The 15,383-nt window shown below is 65.5% G+C and carries 21 protein-coding genes; 12 read left to right on the forward strand and 9 right to left on the reverse strand.

Features of this window, described 5'->3' with window-relative positions:
* From EI545_RS18705 to ureC, 9 genes are all read left to right on the forward strand, one after another.
* The gene (locus EI545_RS18705; RefSeq protein WP_125326885.1) at positions 1–873 is read left to right on the forward strand and encodes a dimethyl sulfoxide reductase anchor subunit family protein; all 873 of its coding nucleotides are present in this window, start codon (positions 1–3) and stop codon (positions 871–873) included.
* Positions 874–885: 12 nt separating this feature from the next.
* Entirely contained in the window at positions 886–2,241 is a 1,356-nt protein-coding gene (locus EI545_RS18710) for a phosphohexomutase domain-containing protein (RefSeq protein ID WP_125326886.1), read from the forward strand.
* A gap of 144 nt (positions 2,242–2,385) precedes the next feature.
* The gene (locus EI545_RS18715; RefSeq protein WP_245990182.1) at positions 2,386–3,198 is read left to right on the forward strand and encodes an urease accessory protein UreD; all 813 of its coding nucleotides are present in this window, start codon (positions 2,386–2,388) and stop codon (positions 3,196–3,198) included.
* A 24-nt stretch (positions 3,199–3,222) separates the two neighbouring features.
* Positions 3,223–3,525, forward strand: coding sequence for an urease subunit gamma (locus EI545_RS18720; RefSeq protein ID WP_125326887.1), 303 nt, complete (start codon positions 3,223–3,225; stop codon positions 3,523–3,525).
* A gap of 9 nt (positions 3,526–3,534) precedes the next feature.
* Entirely contained in the window at positions 3,535–3,705 is a 171-nt protein-coding gene (locus EI545_RS18725) for a peptidase M23 (protein WP_245990184.1), read from the forward strand.
* Complete coding sequence (locus EI545_RS18730; protein ID WP_125326888.1) at positions 3,702–4,010, forward strand: urease subunit beta; 309 nt, start codon at positions 3,702–3,704, stop codon at positions 4,008–4,010. Before EI545_RS18725 ends, EI545_RS18730 begins: the two co-directional genes overlap by 4 nt.
* Before the next feature lie 62 nt (positions 4,011–4,072).
* Entirely contained in the window at positions 4,073–4,888 is an 816-nt protein-coding gene (locus EI545_RS18735) for a cyclase family protein (RefSeq protein WP_125326889.1), read from the forward strand.
* The gene (locus EI545_RS18740) at positions 4,888–5,283 is read left to right on the forward strand and encodes a carboxymuconolactone decarboxylase family protein (RefSeq protein WP_125326890.1); all 396 of its coding nucleotides are present in this window, start codon (positions 4,888–4,890) and stop codon (positions 5,281–5,283) included. The genes EI545_RS18735 and EI545_RS18740 overlap by 1 nt, the downstream gene beginning before the upstream one ends.
* Before the next feature lie 9 nt (positions 5,284–5,292).
* On the forward strand, positions 5,293–7,035 hold the full coding sequence (gene ureC, locus EI545_RS18745; protein ID WP_125326891.1) for an urease subunit alpha: 1,743 nt from the start codon (positions 5,293–5,295) through the stop codon (positions 7,033–7,035).
* 4 nt (positions 7,036–7,039) lie between these two features.
* Here the strand turns inward: ureC and EI545_RS18750 are convergent, their stop codons facing one another.
* Positions 7,040–7,231 carry a hypothetical protein gene (locus EI545_RS18750; RefSeq protein WP_125326892.1) on the reverse strand — a complete coding sequence of 64 codons (192 nt, stop codon included), beginning with the start codon at positions 7,229–7,231 and terminating at the stop codon, positions 7,040–7,042.
* Between the two features lie 68 nt (positions 7,232–7,299).
* On the opposite strand from EI545_RS18750, the gene EI545_RS18755 reads away from it, so the two are divergent.
* From EI545_RS18755 to ureG, 3 genes are read left to right on the forward strand one after another with little or no spacing between them, the layout of a single operon-like run.
* Entirely contained in the window at positions 7,300–7,749 is a 450-nt protein-coding gene (locus tag EI545_RS18755; protein WP_125326893.1) for an urease accessory protein UreE, read from the forward strand.
* Entirely contained in the window at positions 7,739–8,371 is a 633-nt protein-coding gene (locus EI545_RS18760) for an urease accessory protein UreF (protein ID WP_125326894.1), read from the forward strand. The genes EI545_RS18755 and EI545_RS18760 overlap by 11 nt, the downstream gene beginning before the upstream one ends.
* Positions 8,368–8,994 (forward strand): urease accessory protein UreG, encoded by a 627-nt coding sequence (gene ureG / locus EI545_RS18765; protein ID WP_125326895.1) that lies wholly within the window; start codon positions 8,368–8,370, stop codon positions 8,992–8,994. Before EI545_RS18760 ends, ureG begins: the two co-directional genes overlap by 4 nt.
* A 290-nt stretch (positions 8,995–9,284) precedes the next feature.
* On the opposite strand, the gene EI545_RS18770 is transcribed toward ureG, so the two are convergent.
* The 8 genes from EI545_RS18770 to puhA all read right to left on the reverse strand — a co-directional run bounded on the left by EI545_RS18770 (position 9,285) and on the right by puhA (position 15,355).
* Positions 9,285–9,761, reverse strand: coding sequence for a c-type cytochrome (locus EI545_RS18770; protein ID WP_125326896.1), 477 nt, complete (start codon positions 9,759–9,761; stop codon positions 9,285–9,287).
* A gap of 77 nt (positions 9,762–9,838) precedes the next feature.
* On the reverse strand, positions 9,839–11,050 hold the full coding sequence (gene hemA / locus EI545_RS18775; protein WP_125326897.1) for a 5-aminolevulinate synthase: 1,212 nt from the start codon (positions 11,048–11,050) through the stop codon (positions 9,839–9,841).
* Positions 11,051–11,055: 5 nt separating this feature from the next.
* The gene (gene puhE, locus EI545_RS18780; protein WP_125326898.1) at positions 11,056–11,877 is read right to left on the reverse strand and encodes a putative photosynthetic complex assembly protein PuhE; all 822 of its coding nucleotides are present in this window, start codon (positions 11,875–11,877) and stop codon (positions 11,056–11,058) included.
* Between the two features lie 97 nt (positions 11,878–11,974).
* The gene (acsF, locus tag EI545_RS18785) at positions 11,975–13,081 is read right to left on the reverse strand and encodes a magnesium-protoporphyrin IX monomethyl ester (oxidative) cyclase (RefSeq protein WP_174258183.1); all 1,107 of its coding nucleotides are present in this window, start codon (positions 13,079–13,081) and stop codon (positions 11,975–11,977) included.
* Complete coding sequence (locus EI545_RS18790; RefSeq protein WP_125326899.1) at positions 13,078–13,374, reverse strand: hypothetical protein; 297 nt, start codon at positions 13,372–13,374, stop codon at positions 13,078–13,080. Before EI545_RS18790 ends, acsF begins: the two co-directional genes overlap by 4 nt.
* Before the next feature lie 11 nt (positions 13,375–13,385).
* Complete coding sequence (gene puhC, locus EI545_RS18795; protein WP_125326900.1) at positions 13,386–13,859, reverse strand: photosynthetic complex assembly protein PuhC; 474 nt, start codon at positions 13,857–13,859, stop codon at positions 13,386–13,388.
* A 13-nt stretch (positions 13,860–13,872) separates the two neighbouring features.
* Positions 13,873–14,520 (reverse strand): photosynthetic complex putative assembly protein PuhB, encoded by a 648-nt coding sequence (gene puhB, locus EI545_RS18800; RefSeq protein ID WP_125326901.1) that lies wholly within the window; start codon positions 14,518–14,520, stop codon positions 13,873–13,875.
* 64 nt (positions 14,521–14,584) lie between these two features.
* Positions 14,585–15,355: a photosynthetic reaction center subunit H gene (gene puhA / locus EI545_RS18805; protein ID WP_125326902.1), complete on the reverse strand. Its 771-nt coding sequence runs from the start codon at positions 15,353–15,355 to the stop codon at positions 14,585–14,587.
* Between the last annotated feature and the right edge of the window lie 28 nt (positions 15,356–15,383).

Below are 15,383 nucleotides of genomic sequence, written 5' to 3' on the forward strand. Positions count from 1 at the left end.
ATGCACCCGGCCCCTTCCGTCATCCTGTTTTCCACGCTGTCCGGCCTTGGCTTCGGCTTTCTGGCCTTCCTTGGCGCGGGGGTGCTGCTGCCCTCTGGCTGGGTGGCGTTCTTTCTGTGGGGGCTGGGTTACGGCTTGGCCGTGGCGGGGCTTCTCGCCGCGACCTTTCACCTTGGGAACCCCGTGAACGCGGCCAAGGCCTTCAGCCAGTGGCGCACAAGCTGGCTAAGCCGCGAGGCCTGGGCCTCCGTTGCAACGCTGCTCACGCTGGCCCCCATGGCGCTGTCGGACTTGCTGGGTCTGGGTCTGCCGCGCGTCATCGGGCAGGTCGGGGCCGTTCTGGCGCTGGTCACGGTGCTGACCACGGCGATGATCTATACCCAGATCAAGGCCGTGCCGCGCTGGCACCTGTGGCTGACGCCGGTGATGTTCCTTGGCTTTGCCATCGCCGGGGGCGCGATGCTTTCCGGGGCGATCTGGGCGCCGCTGGCATTGGTCGCGGTCGGGGCGGTGCTGGTAGCGCTCTGGCGGGTGGGCGACGGGGCCTTTGCCCGCGCGGGCCAGACCATCGGCACAGCCACAGGACTGGACCGGATCGGCACCCCTTGGGTATTCGAACCTGCCCATACCGCCGGAAACTACCTGCTGCGCGAGATGATCTTTGTCGTCGGCCGCAAACATGCAACCAAGCTGCGCTGGATCGCCCTTGGCCTTGCGTCGGTCCTGCCTGCACTGGTTCTTCTGCTGCCGCTGGGCTGGCCGGGCGTGGCGCTCGCCACCGTCCTGCATCTGGCAGGCGCTTTGGCCGCCCGCTGGCTGTTTTTTGCCGAGGCAGAGCATGTCGTGGGGCTTTACTACGGCGCGCGGGGATGATCCCTATCAGCCATGGGAAATCCGTTCAAAAGCTATGATATTCGCGGTCGCCTCGGTGTCGACCTTGACGAAACCGTTGCCCACCGCATCGCCCGCGCCTTTGCCCAAGTCACCGGTGCGGCGGCTGTGGTGCTGGCCCGCGATTGCCGTGAAAGCTCACCCGCGCTGGCCGAAGCGGTGGCAAAGGGGCTGATGGCAGAAGGGGTGCAGGTCCTGGACCTTGGCCTTGCCGGAACCGAAGAGATGTATTTCGCCACCGCCCATCTTGGTGCGGGGGGTGGGATCATGGTCACCGCCTCGCACAACCCGGCAGATTACAACGGCATGAAGCTGGTCGGCCCCGGTGCGATGCCCCTGACCGCCGAGGCCTTTGCCAAGGTCCGCGCGTTGAGCGAGGCAGATGCGCCGGACCGGCTGCCGGGCGGCAGCTGGCAAGATGTCAGTGCAACGCGGGCCGCCTATGTGGCGCGGGTCGTCGGGATGGTCGGCGCGCAAGCGATCGGGCCGCTGCAAGTGCTGGTCAATGCGGGGAACGGGGCGGCGGGGCCCACTCTGGATGCCCTGGCCGAGGGGCTGGAGAAGGCCGGAGCAAGGCTTGACCTTCTGCGCTTGCATCATGACCCGGATGGAAGCTTTCCGAACGGCATTCCCAACCCGCTTTTGCCAGAAAACCGGCCCGTCACCGCAGCCGCGGTGCAGGCGGCAGGGGCCGGGATGGGCGTGGCCTTCGACGGCGACTTTGACCGCTGCTTCCTGTTCGACGGGCAGGGCGGCTTTGTCGATGGCGAGCATGTAGTGGCCCTGCTTGCCGCAGCACATCTGCAGCAGACCCCGGGTGCCACCATCATCCATGACCCGCGCGTGCTTTGGGCGGTCGAAGACACCATTGCCCGCCACGGTGGCCGGTCGGTCCTTGCCCCGACCGGGCATGTGTTCCTCAAAGCGGCGATGCGGCGCGAAGGCGCGGTCTATGGCGGCGAGATGAGCGCGCATCACTATTTCCGCGATTTCATGGCCTGTGACAGCGGCATGATCCCCTGGCTGATGGTCGCCGGCCTGATCGGCCGAACCGGGCGCAGTCTGGCGGACCTTGTGGGCGATCTGCGGCGGGATTTCCCGTCCTCGGGCGAGATCAATTTTGCCGTGGCCGATACCGCCGCCACGGTTGCACGGGTGCACAAGGCCCTGGCCCCGCTTGCCAAGGCTGAGGACCGGACCGATGGGCTAAGCCTGAGCTTCGGCGATTGGCGGCTGAACCTGCGGGCGTCGAATACCGAACCCCTCCTGCGCCTGAACGTCGAGGCGCGGGGTGATGCGGGACTGGTGGCCGCAGGCGTGGCCCGGCTGACGGCGCTGATCGAAGGCTGATCCGCTAATCGCCACTTTCTTGGGCGGACTGCCTGGAAATATAGCGATGCCATCGCCCACGGCACGCGTCCCGCGCGTGGGCAACCGCCATCAATTGTCATCCTCTGCCCGCCGCGCCGACAGTGCGCGTGAGGGGACCCAAGGATGACCGCATTCCAGCCGATCATGATGCCGCCGCGCGATGCGCTGCAGCGCGCCAAGGGTGAGGCTCTGGTCACGCTTGACAGTTTGGCCCGGTTGCAGCGCCTGCGGCAGGAAGGCTCGGCCAAGGCGATCCTGCCGGGTGGCGGCGCTGTGCCAGAGGTGGTGTTTCTGAACACCTCGGGCGGGCTGACGGCGGGGGATCGCCTGCGCTTTGCGCTTGACCTGCAGGGCGGTCGGGCTGTGGCGACAACACAGACCGCAGAACGTGCCTATCGGGCCGAAGGGGCCATGGCGCGGATGGATGTGCAGCTGACCGTCGGCCCGGATGGCTGGCTGGACTGGCTGCCGCAGGAAACGATCCTGTTCGACCGCGCGGCACTCGACCGCCGGACCCTGATCGACCTTGCCCCCGGCGCGGGCTGCCTTGCGCTTGAGGCGGTGGTACTGGGCCGCGCCGCGATGGGGGAAACGGTGCGCCAGTTGCGGTTTCGTGACCGGCGGGAAATCCGCCTTTCGGGCGCGCCGGTCTGGATCGACCCGCTGGCACTGGACGATGCGGCGCTGGACGGTGGTCCTGCAGGCCTGGGCTCGGCCCGCGCCTTTGCCAGCATCGTCATGACGGGCGAGGCCCCGCTTGACCCGTTGCGCAGGCTGCTGGACGAACCCGGCGCGACCGGGGCCGCCAGCGCCTTTGCAGGGCGTACGGTCGTTCGCCTGCTTGCGGTGGATGGCTGGCCTCTGCGCCGCCAGATCGTCCGCATCCTTCACATCCTGCGGCAGGGTCGCCCCTTGCCGCGTGTCTGGCAGCTTTGATCCCTCCATGAACCCGAGTGTCGCATGAACCTGACCCCGCGTGAGAAAGACAAACTCCTCGTCAGCCTGGCCGCCATGGTCGCGCGGGGCCGTCTGGCGCGCGGCGTCAAGCTGAACCACCCCGAAGCCATCGCGCTGATCAGCGATTTCGTTGTCGAAGGTGCCCGCGACGGGCGCAGCGTCGCCGATCTGATGGAAGCGGGCGCGCATGTGATCACCGCCGATCAATGCATGTCCGGCATCCCCGAAATGATCCACTCAGTTCAGGTCGAGGCGACCTTTCCCGACGGCACCAAACTTGTCACCGTTCACCACCCCATCCGATAGGAGGCCCCGATGCTGCGCCTTGCACTGCCGATGCTGCCCTTGCTGGTCACGCCCGCCTTTGCGCATGAAGGCCTGCACCACCATCCGCATGGGGTGGAATTCGGCTGGCTGACGGCGGCACTTGTCGGGTCGATCGTCGGTGGCGGGGTCGTCTACGCAGCCCTGAGGCGGCGGAAATGATCCCGGGTGAGGTTTTTCCCGCCGCGGGCGACATCACCCTGAACGAAGGGGCCGAAGTGACGGTGCTGATGGTCGCCAATACCGGCGACCGGCCGGTGCAAGTCGGAAGCCACTACCATTTCGCCGAGACCAATCCCGGCCTCGCCTTCGACCGCGACGCCGCGCGGGGCCAGCGTCTGGACATCGCCGCGGGCACCGCCGTGCGGTTCGAGCCCGGCCAGACGCGCGAAGTGCGGCTGGTCCCGCTGTCGGGCGCGCGCGTGGTCTATGGCTTCAACCAAAAGATCATGGGGCCTTTGGGCTGACATGTGACATAAAAAAAGGGCAGGCCTTGGTGGCCCGCGCCTTCAACAGGGGAGAGTGACAAATGTGCGACGCCTGCCTGATCGAAAACATCAAAAGCTCCATGCTGTCCCGCCGGTCGCTGTTCACCGGTGCCGCAGCGACGACCGCCGCCGTGGTCGCGGCGGGGCTGACCACGGCGAAACCCGCGCTGGCGCAAGCCGCGGGCCGGGTCGTGGACCTCACCCATGCCTATGACGGTGCCTTTCCGACCTTCGACGGCAACCCCGGCATCCTGTACGAACCTGCAGTGAAGTTTGAGGGCAACGGCTACCAGCTCTGGAAACTCACGATCTTCGAACACACCGGCACGCATATCGATGCGCCGCTGCACTTCTCCGCCGACGGCACCTCGGTCGCCGATCTGGCGCCAGAGCAGCTGATCTGCCCGCTGTGCATCATCGACGTGACCGCGAAGGCAGCTGAAGACCCGAACGCGATGGTCGAACCTGCGGATATCGAGGCCTGGGTGTCCGCCAATGGCGCGATCCCGGCGGGGTCTTGCGTGGCGATGAACTCCGGCTGGGGGGCCAAGGTCGCATCGCCGGACTTCCGCAACACGGCCGATGGCAAGCTGGCCTTCCCCGGCTTCTCCAAGGCCGCGACGGACATGCTGGCGGGGCTGGATGTGGCAAGCATCGGCGTTGACACCCTGTCGCTTGACCCCGGCAACTCCGCCGATTTCGCCGTGCACTTCAGCTGGTTGCCGGGTGGCCGCTTCGGGATCGAGAACTTGGCCAACCTTGACCAGCTTCCCGCCACGGGCGCCACGATCTTCATCGGCGCGCCAAAGCACAAGACCGGCACCGGCGGCCCGGCCCGCATCATGGCGGTGGTCTGATGGCGACAGTTCCGCTTTTGCGGGACGAAGAGGCGGGGGCCGCGGCCCTCGCCGTCTTCGACGACATCCGCGCGAAGCGGCAGACCGACTACGTCAACAACTTCTGGCGGGCGCTGGCGCATGATCCGGCCACGCTGAAGGCCACATGGGAACGGGCGCAGGCGGTGATGGCCCCCGGCGCGCTTGACCCGTTGGTGAAGGAGCTGATCTACATCGCCGTTTCCACCGCCAACGGCTGCGATTACTGCGTCCACTCACACACCGCCGCCGCGAAGGCCCGGGGAATGACCCCGGCCATGCACGGCGAACTTCTGGCCGTGATCGCAATGGCGGCCCAAACCAACGCCCTGGCCACCGCGCTGTCGGTGCCGGTGGACGACCGTTTCAAGGCCTGAGAGGACGACATGCCCGCCACCATCTCCCGCAAGACCTATGCTGACATGTATGGCCCCACGGTGGGCGACAAGGTGCGATTGGGTGATACCGAGCTGATCATTGAGGTGGAGCGGGACCTGATCGCCGAACGCAGTTCGGGCGGGGCCAATGCTTTGCGCTATGGCGAGGAGGTCAAGTTCGGCGGCGGCAAGGTGATCCGCGACGGGATGGGGCAATCGCAACTGACGCGGGCCGAAGGGGCGATGGATACGGTCATCACCAACGCGCTGATCGTGGATTACACGGGCATCGTGAAGGCTGACGTCGGCCTGCGCGACGGGCGGATCGCCAAGATCGGCAAAGCCGGGAACCCCGACACCCAGCCCGGCGTGGACGTCATCATTGGCCCGGGGACGGAGATCATTGCGGGCGAAGGCCGCATCCTGACGGCAGGCGGGATGGACGCCCACATCCACTTCATCGCGCCGCAACAGATAGACGACGCTCTCCATTCCGGGATCACCACCATGCTGGGCGGCGGCACCGGCCCCGCGCATGGCACGCTTGCCACCACTTGCACCCCCGGCCCTTGGCACCTGATGCGGATGATGCAGGCGGCGGATGCCTTTCCGATGAACCTCGCCTTCGCGGGCAAAGGCAACGCCTCGCTTCCTGCCGCATTGGAGGAACAGGTCCGCGCCGGGGCCTCCTCCCTGAAACTGCACGAAGATTGGGGCACCACCCCGGGCGCCATTGACTGCTGCCTGACCGTGGCCGATGCGATGGACGTCCAGGTGATGATCCACACCGACACGCTGAACGAATCCGGCTTTGTCGAAAACACGCTGAAGGCCATCGCCGGCCGCACGATCCACGCTTTTCATACCGAAGGTGCTGGCGGCGGGCATGCGCCCGACATCATCAAGGTCGTGGGCTCGCAGAACATTCTGCCGTCGTCCACCAACCCCACGATGCCCTACACGGTCAACACGATCGAAGAACACCTCGACATGCTGATGGTCTGCCACCACCTTGACCGCCGCGTGCCCGAAGATGTGGCCTTCGCCGAAAGCCGCATCCGGCGTGAGACGATTGCGGCCGAGGATATTCTGCACGACCTTGGCGCCTTCTCCGTCATCTCCTCGGACAGTCAGGCGATGGGCCGGGTGGGGGAGGTCATCACCCGCACTTGGCAGACCGCGCACAAGATGAAGGTCCAGCGCGGGCGGCTGGAGGGCGAGACCGGGGAAAACGACAACCTGCGCGTCAAGCGCTACGTCGCCAAGTACACGATCAACCCGGCCATCGCGCATGGGGTGTCGCGCCACATCGGTTCGGTCGAGGAAGGCAAGCGCGCCGATCTTGTCCTGTGGTCGCCCGCCTTCTTCGGCGCCAAACCCGAGATGGTGCTGCTGGGCGGGGTGATCGTCGTGGCCCAGATGGGCGATCCCAACGCCTCGATCCCCACGCCGCAACCGGTGCACACCCGCCCGATGTTCGGCGCCTTCGGCGGCAGCGTCACCCGCAACGCCGTGACCTTTGTCAGCAAGGCCGGGCTGGAAGCGGACATCAAGGGCGCCTACGGACTGGCGAAAGACACCCTTGCCGTCGAAGGCACCCGGGGTCTGGCCAAGCGCGACATGAAGCTGAACTTCGCCACCCCGACCATTGAGGTGGACCCGGAAACCTATGAGGTGCGGGCCGATGGGGTTCTTCTGACCTGCGAACCTGCACGGGAGTTGCCCCTTGCGCAGCGCTACTTCCTGTACTGACCCGTCACGCATGGGCCGAGGCTTCGGTCGGCGCTGGGTTTCGTTGGCCTTGTGGCAACCGCCTGCTGCGAAAAAAGGGCAGGGCCGGGGACGCAATCTCAATGGACGCCGGCACCGTTTCGCGCTGCCTCAGGCGGGCGATTTCAGTCCGGATTTCGGCCAGTTCATTGACAAGGGCAAGGCAGGGCAGGGTCATCTTGACGCTCCTTCATTCCACGCCCTCAGCATCGCGCTGAAGTCTGAAAACTTCGCTAAGGGGACCCCATGACTTTGCCAGTCGCCCAGACCCTGCACCGCGCCGGAAACTGGCCTCGTCTCGCCACGGCCAAGGTCGTGCTGGGGTATGAGGATCGGTTCCTGCGCCGCAAGCGGCTGGTCACCGCGTCGGGGGAAGGGTTCCTCGTCGACCTTGCTGAGACATCGAACCTGCTGGCTGGTGATGCGTTTGAACTGGCCGATGGGCGGCTGGTGGAAATCGCGGCGGCTGAAGAGCCTGTGCTGGTGGTGACGGGTGATCTTGTGCGGCTGGCATGGCACATCGGCAACCGCCACACGCCCTGCCAGATCGAACCCGACCGGCTGGTGATCCGCGCCGATCATGTTCTGGCCGACATGCTGCGCGGTCTGGGCGCCAGCGTGACCGAGGGGATGGAGCCCTTTACCCCGGAAGGCGGCGCCTATGGCATGGGGCGCACGATGGGGCATGCGCACTGATCTGCTGACCCTGGTGCAATGGCTTTCCCCCGCGTTTCCAACCGGGGGCTACGCCTATTCGCATGGGCTTGAGGCGGTGATGGCCGAAGGGGAGCGGACCGCAGCGGGGCTGCGGGTCTGGATCGAAGGGATCCTGCGCTTTGGGTCGGGGCAGGCAGATGCGGTGCTGCTGGCCAGCGCAATCAGGCCCGGGGCAGACTTTGCCGCGCTGGACGACCTCGCGCGGGCGATGGCGGGCAGCCGCGAACGGTTGAGCGAGACGGTGGAACAAGGCACCGCCTTTGCCCGCACCGTGGCGGCGCTGACCGGCCGGGACCTGCCAGCGCGGGCCTTGCCCGTGGCCGTGGGTGAAGCTGCGGCGGCGCTGGATCTGGCGGCCGAGGATGTGGTGGGGGTCTACCTGCACGCCTTCGCGGCAAACCTTGTCGCCTGTGCCACGCGCTTTGCCCCGTTGGGCCAGACCGAGGGGCAGTCGATGTTGGCGGGCCTTCACCCGGTGATCAGTGAGATTGCGGGCTGGGCGGTTGCGGTTGGGATCGAGGAGATCGGCACTTCGGCCTTCGGGGCGGAGCTGACGGCGATGCGGCATGAAGAACTGGATGTAAGGATTTTCAAGACATGACCGCTTCCAGTAATGGACCATTGAAGGTGGGGATCGGCGGGCCGGTGGGGGTGGGCAAGACCTCGCTGACGGAAGCCTTGTGCCGGGCGCTGGCGGGGCGCTGTTCGATGGCGGTGATCACCAACGATATCTACACCCGCGAGGATGCCGAGTATCTGATGCGGGCGCAGGTGCTGCCCTTGGACCGGATCCGGGGGGTGGAGACGGGGGGGTGCCCGCACACGGCGATCCGCGAGGATGCCAGTATCAATCTGGCCGCTGTGGCCGACCTGCGGGCCGTGCATCCCGATCTGGACCTGATCCTGATCGAAAGCGGGGGGGACAATCTGGCGGCAACCTTTTCGCCGGAACTGGCCGACCTGTCGATCTATGTGATCGACACTGCCGCCGGGCAGGACATCCCCCGAAAGCGCGGGCCGGGGGTGGTGCGGTCGGATCTGCTGGTGGTCAACAAGACCGACCTTGCCCCGCATGTGGGGGTGGACCTGGAGCTGCTAGAGGCCGACACCAAGCGGGCGCGGGGGGAGCGGCCTTATGTGATGGCCCGGGTCCGGCAGGGGGTCGGGGTTGCTGAGGTCGTGGCGTTTCTGGAGGCCGAAGGGGGGCTTAGCCTGCGGCCCTAAGGGGTGTCCCGGGCAGGGACATCTAGGGAAATCTCTTAACATCAAGCGGTTGCAGTGTTGCGTTCAGGGTTGGTTAACCACGTCCCGCTGGCGGCTCCCTGCACTTCTGGTGTGAAATCGAGCGCGTTCCGCGCGAAGACCGTTATCCCAGCCTCTGGCCTGCGGCCAACCGGCCGGAGCGTTGCGGTTTTCCACCACGCAACCCGGAGGGTCTTGCCGCCCCTTGGCAAAGCAAAACCCCCGGCCCTTGCGGGGCCGGGGGTTTCGGATTGCGGATCAGATGATCCGGATCAGTTGGTCGCAGGTGCAGCTTCGCCTTCGGCAGGGGCTGCTTCGCCAGCGGCGGCCGGAGCCGGCGAGAGCGAGGCGATATAGGCCCAGACGTTGGCGGCATCTTCCGGCTTTTTCAGCTTGAACGCCATCTTGGACTTGGCCTTGTCGTCGCCAAGCTTGGCTTTCAGAAACTTGGCCGGGTCCTGAACGTATTCGACGAAGTTCGCTTCGTCCCAGACCAGACCGGTCGCGCCGAGTGCGACGATGGATTCGCCATACTTGAACTCTGGGTAGGTGCCGACCGTGCGGCCGGGAAGGCCGAACAGGTTCGGGCCGGTCTTCGCGTTCTTGCCGGCAAGCACCTCGCCCGCTTCGTTCTGGACGACGTGGCAGGTCTGGCATTGGTTGAAGGTTTTGCCCCCTGCTTCGATGTCCTGCGCAAAGGCTGGCGCGGCAAGGCTGGCAAAGGCAAGGGCGGTCAGGGTCATTTTCATCAGGGGGGTCCTCCCGGTTTCGTTCGACTGTATACTGTCGCCCACGCCGGGTTTGGCAAGGCCCCCCCTGCGCAAATTCACGCGACTGCGTGTGAAATCGCGCATCTGTTCCACAATGCGCCAAGGGCGGTGACCAGTTTGTCGATGTCCGCCTCGGTGTGATGGGGCCCGGGGGTCAGGCGCAAACGTTCGGTTCCCTTGGGCACGGTCGGGTAGTTGATCGGCTGGACGTAGATGCCCCAATCCTGCATCAGGATATCGCTGATCATCCGACATTTGACCGGGTCGCCGATCATCACCGGGATGATATGGCTTTCGTTGGCCAGATGCGGGATGCCGATCCGGTCCAGTTTCTTGCGCAGGAGGGCGACATTGGCCCGTTGCGCCGCGCGTTCTTCGCCCGAGGCCTTGAGGTGGCGGATCGAGGTCGTCGCGGCGGCAGCCACCGCAGGGGGAATGGCCGTCGTGAAGATGAAGCCCGAGGCGAAGCTGCGGATGAAGTCGACCAGCGCGGTTGACCCGGTGATGTAGCCGCCCATGCAGCCGAACGCCTTGCCCAGCGTGCCTTCGATCACGTCGATCCGGTCGGCCAAGCCGCGCTCTTCTGTCACACCGCCGCCGTGGGGGCCGTACATGCCGACAGCGTGCACTTCGTCGATGTAGGACAGCGCGCCATGAGCTTCGCAAACTTCGACAATCTCACGGATCGGGGCGATGTCGCCATCCATCGAGTAGACCGATTCGAAGGCCACGATCTTGGGCCTGTCGCCGGTGGCATGCAGCTTGCGGTCCAGATCGCGCCAGTCGTTGTGTTTCCACAGCACCTTGTCGGCGCGGGAATGGCGGATGCCTTCGATCATGCTGGCATGGTTGCCTTCATCGGAAAAGATCACCGCGTTCGGGATGCGGCTGCCAAGGGTGGACAGCGCGGCCCAGTTCGAGACGTAGCCCGAGGTGAAAAGAAGGGCGGCATCCTTGCCGTGCAGGTCGGCCAGTTCCACTTCCAGCGCGCGGTGCTGGACGGTGTTGCCGCCGATGTTGCGAGTGCCGCCGGCCCCGGTACCGCAGGCTTGCACGGTCTTGACCATGGCTGCGACCACATCGGGATGTTGTCCCATCCCCAGATAGTCGTTCGAGCACCAGACGGTCACCTCGGCCACTTCGGGCCCGCCGTGGCGGTCGGCGCGGGGGAAGGCGCCGCAGCGCCGTTCCAGTTCGGCGAAGGTGCGGTAGTTGCCTTCGGATTTCAGCGCGTCAAGCTGGCTTTGGAAGTGGCGTGCGAAGTCCATGGGGATCACTTTCTTGTCGTAAGACTGGGTGTTGCAGTCAGAGTGGGGTCATTGGCGGCGGGCGCTGCGGGCAGCATCCAGCGCCAGAGCTTCTGGTCGGGCAGGGGCAGCACCATGAACCAGTGTTCAAGGAGTGCCAGCAGGGTCAGGGCGGTCAGCAGGACGTGTCCGGCCTGGGCGGCGTCGGTCGGGGCGGCCACGGCACGTTCCAGCCAGCAGGCGGCGGCGAAGGTGAGCAGGGTGACCGAGATCGGGAAGAGCCAGTTCATCCGGGCATGGCGGAAGTGGCTGGCAAGATGGGTCAGCGGGCGGGGCAGGAATTCCGTATTGATGCGCGGGACGCCGAAGAACAGGTTCAGCTTGGCCGAGGCGCGGGCGAAAAACAGGACCGCAAAGGTGTAAAGGCCGAAGGGGTTGGCGGCGTTCCAGGCGGCGTAGGTCAGGAGCGTGAGGGCGACGATCAGGGCTGCCTCATGCCACAGGAGGGTGAGGGTGGCCTGCCGGAACCTTTCCCAGCCCTTGGCGAAGGGCGAGGCAGTGCGGGTGTTCGGGCCGGTGATGATGCCGGAGAGGAAGGCAAGCTCGATCCAGCCCCAGAGGGCGAGGGCAGAGAGGAAGGCCGCGTAGGTGGCGGGGACGGTGGCGTCGTCCAGCGTCAGGCCAAGGCCGATGACGCCGCCGATCAGAAGCGGCAGGCCCCAGAGGACCGAGATCAGATGCGCCTGTCCGCCCGCCCGGTCGGCGTGACGGACGCGCCACAGGATCGCGCCGGTGGAAAACCACCAGACAAAAAGGGCCAGAAGCGCCGCGATCCAGGAATTGGTCATGTGCGGCACCCCCCGAAAGGGATGCCGCACCGGCGGGGGAGACGCGCCCATCCCCCCCGCCTACCCGCTGCCGGAACAGCGGTATGGGTGTATCCAGTCAATACGTCGGCTCCAGCCGCACGTTGGCGGGCAGGGCGTGGCGTTTGGCCGGAATGGTGTAGAGCCTGGCAAAGGTGAAGGCGGCTTTCGCGCCCGCAGCCCAGGTTTTCAGCTTGCCCGCGACGCCGCCCTGCCGTTTTGCCGCATCCATGGCGATGAAGGCCCGGTTCATCCGTTCCAGGTTCGGGATCCAGCGCGGGTGGTCGATGTCCAGCTCGATCGGGAAGATCTGCCGGGCGATGGTGGAGGTCTTGCGGAACACCTCCTGGTCGTACCAGCTGATCTCGACGCCGAGGGCCTTGTGGAATTCCGGCCGGGCATGGTCGCGGACCCACATCGTCGAATAGACCGCCGTCAGGAAGAACTTGATCCAGAGCTTGTTGACGAAGCTTTCCGTCAGCTTGGGGTCGGTCTTCATGAGGAGGGCAAAGGCCTCGCCATGGCTGAACTCGTCATTGCACCATTCGCGGAACCACTTGAAGATCGGGTGGAAGCGCTGTTCGGGATGCGCCTCAAGGTGGCGGAAGATGGTGATGTAGCGGGCGTAGCCGATCTTTTCCGACAGGTAGGTGGCGTAGTAGATGAACTTTGGCCGGAAGTAGGTGTATTTCTTCGCCTTGGTCAGGAAGCCAAGGTTCACCGCCACCCCTGCTTCGCGCAGGGCGTCGTTGATAAAACCGGCGTGGCGGGCCTCATCGCGGGCCATGTAGCTGAACAGCTCGCAGATGTCGGCATTGCTGCCGCGGCGTTTCATTTCTTTGTAAAGCACGCAGCCGGAGAATTCGGCGGTGCAGGAGCTGACGAGGAAGTCGATGAATTCACGCTTCAGGGGCGGGTCCATCCCATCCCAGTCGACGGCGTCCCAGGCGTCGGTCTTCTTGAAATGGCCCTTGTTCGGGTCCGATTTCATCTGGGCGATCAGCTTGTCCCATTCCTTGCGGACCGGGGTGACGTCGATGCGGTCCATCTCGTCGAAGTCAGTCGTGTAGAAGCGCGGGTTCAGCAGCGTGGTTTCCGTGGCCATCGCGGTGGTGTCTTGCGGGGCCATCCCGGCGGCGACTTCGGCACCGCTGTCGGGGTAAAGGTCCATCGGTGTTGCGTTCATAGCCGGATCTCCTCGGAAAAGGAGAATTCGCACAGTTCCATGAAGCCGAAATCTCCGGTCATCTTGGTCCAGAGCCGTTCGATCGGCGTGGCGCGGGTGATGGTGGCGGTGCGGTCTTCGACGATGACTTCGCCATAGGCGGCAAGGACGGGTGCGCCGTGGACCAGCACCTCATCGCCCGGATAGACGACAGCGCCGTTGTTGAAGCGGACGTGGGCGTGCAGGCTTTCGAAACGGTGGCTGACCTCGACGGTGCAGGGCACCCTTTCCTTGGTTCGTGTGAAAAGTCCCATGATGGTATTCCCTATTCTTGATCCAGAAGCCGTTCGAACGCGGCTTTGTTGTCGCCTCCGAAAGCGTAGAGCTCGGCGCTCCACCCGGTTTCGGGGTCTTCGGCCACAAGGCGGCCATTGGCATATTCGACGATGCGCACGGGCTTGGTCTGGTCGACCTTGTGCTTGCGCCGTTCGGTGAAGATGCCCGACTGGATGACGGTGATAAAGCCCCCATGCGGCAGATCCATCAGGACCGTGCCGTCGGTATTGCGGACAATGACGGCCTGGGCGGAAAGCCCTTCCAGGACGATCCATTTTTCGCGCACGACCTCGGCGGCTTGAGGTTGGGCCACAGGCTCGCGCCCGGTGACGGAAGCGAAGGTGGTGATCGCCAGCGTTGCAAGGGCCAGCCCGAACATGGCGCGCACCAGAATGCGCGGCACCAGTTCGCTGTCGCGGGTGCGGTAGCCGGGTTCGTGGATCAGGGTTTGACGGTCGGTCATGTCATGCCCCCCCTTATTCGGCTGCAACGGGCGCGAAAGCTGCGCCCTCAGTGCCGCTGCGCGAGACCTGCGGCTGCGAGACCCGGGCTTCGGCTGCTTCCGAGAACAACCGGGCCACACGGGCGGCATCCGGGATCGACCGCAGCGCGGGCTGGGTCTTGGCCCAATGGCCGGGGCGCACATGCGGCCAGGCGACAAGGACGGAGATCCGCGTTTCGCCCAAGGTGTCGAGCGCGATGGTGCCCGTGCCGTCGCGGCGCAGGTCAAGGTTGGCCGCGCCAATCTGCACGAAGGGCAGGTTGAAGGTGACGGGCAGCGCCGCCCCGATCCGCAAGACAACGCGGGCGGTGGTCAGCGTATAGGTCGTGGCGCGGGCCTGAACCCAGGCCAGGCCGTAGACGATGCCAAGGCCAAGCAGGCCAAGCATCAGGTAGGGCAGCCCCATCGCGAAGGCCATGGCCAGCCCGCCATCGGCAAAGCCTGCACCAGCACGCCACAGCACGATCAGGACGAAATATCCGGCGATCCAGCGGATGCGGTAGGCATCCCGCGCAAGGGCCCAAGATTCGGGGCGGCCTTGCCAGAGGATCAGTTCACCTTGCGGGGGCCGTTCCGGCAGACCTGGCATGGCGTCGAAAGCGAAGTCGTCATGGCCTGACATGTGCAGACCCTCCATGTTGGTGTGAAAGGCGGGGCCCGGGCGCGGGCCCTCGCCTGTCAGATGCTTAGAACCCGCGCTTGCGCTTGGGGGCGTCGTACATCCAGCCGGATGCGACATAGGCGGAGATCTTGTCTTCTTCGAGCTTGGTGACTTCGGTGGCCGACCGGGTCGCCGGGATGCCGTCAAAGCTGTCCGAGGCAAGGGCCATCACCCGCACGCGGTCTTCCCAGATCCGGGCAAGGGTCATCGGCACCAGCCGCTTTTGCCCTGAGTTCAGGTCGATCTCGATATAGCGGACCAGCTGTTCCGGGGCATCGACCCAGACATCCGACACGCGGCCGACAACCTCAAGATCGGCGGCTTGCACCGGCAGACCGCGCGGGTCGCGCCCGGCCGAGATGACAAGCCCGTCAGCGCGCGACATGGGCACCAGCTTGTTGTGGCCATGGCCATCCAGTTCCGGTTCATCGCGACGCGGCACCCAGGAGGCAGGGCCGACGCCATCGACCATCGGGTTGCCGGTGGGCGCATGGGGGAAACCTTCGGACACGGCCGTCCGGGCCAGCGCCAGATCACTGCGGCGATGCGCAGCCTCATTCGCGGCGGAGGGAACAGTGACGTCGCCCTTGCCATGCGGCAGGCGGAAGGTCTTGGGCTTGGGCACCGGGAAGGGGCCCTGGTTCGGGGCCTTCAGCCCGTCTTCGGTTTCCAGCGGATAGCCTTCCCGCATGTTTTCCGTCTGCAGATAGTAGATCAGCAGGGCGAAGAAGCCCCAGAACAGCCAGATCGACAGACTGGCGAGGTCGAAGTTGCCGAAGAAGTTGACACCTACCATTGGGGTATCCTCCGTTGTGTTGATCCGG

The organism is Tabrizicola piscis, assembly GCF_003940805.1.
In the GTDB taxonomy this organism is placed as follows: Bacteria; Pseudomonadota; Alphaproteobacteria; order Rhodobacterales; family Rhodobacteraceae; genus Tabrizicola; species Tabrizicola piscis.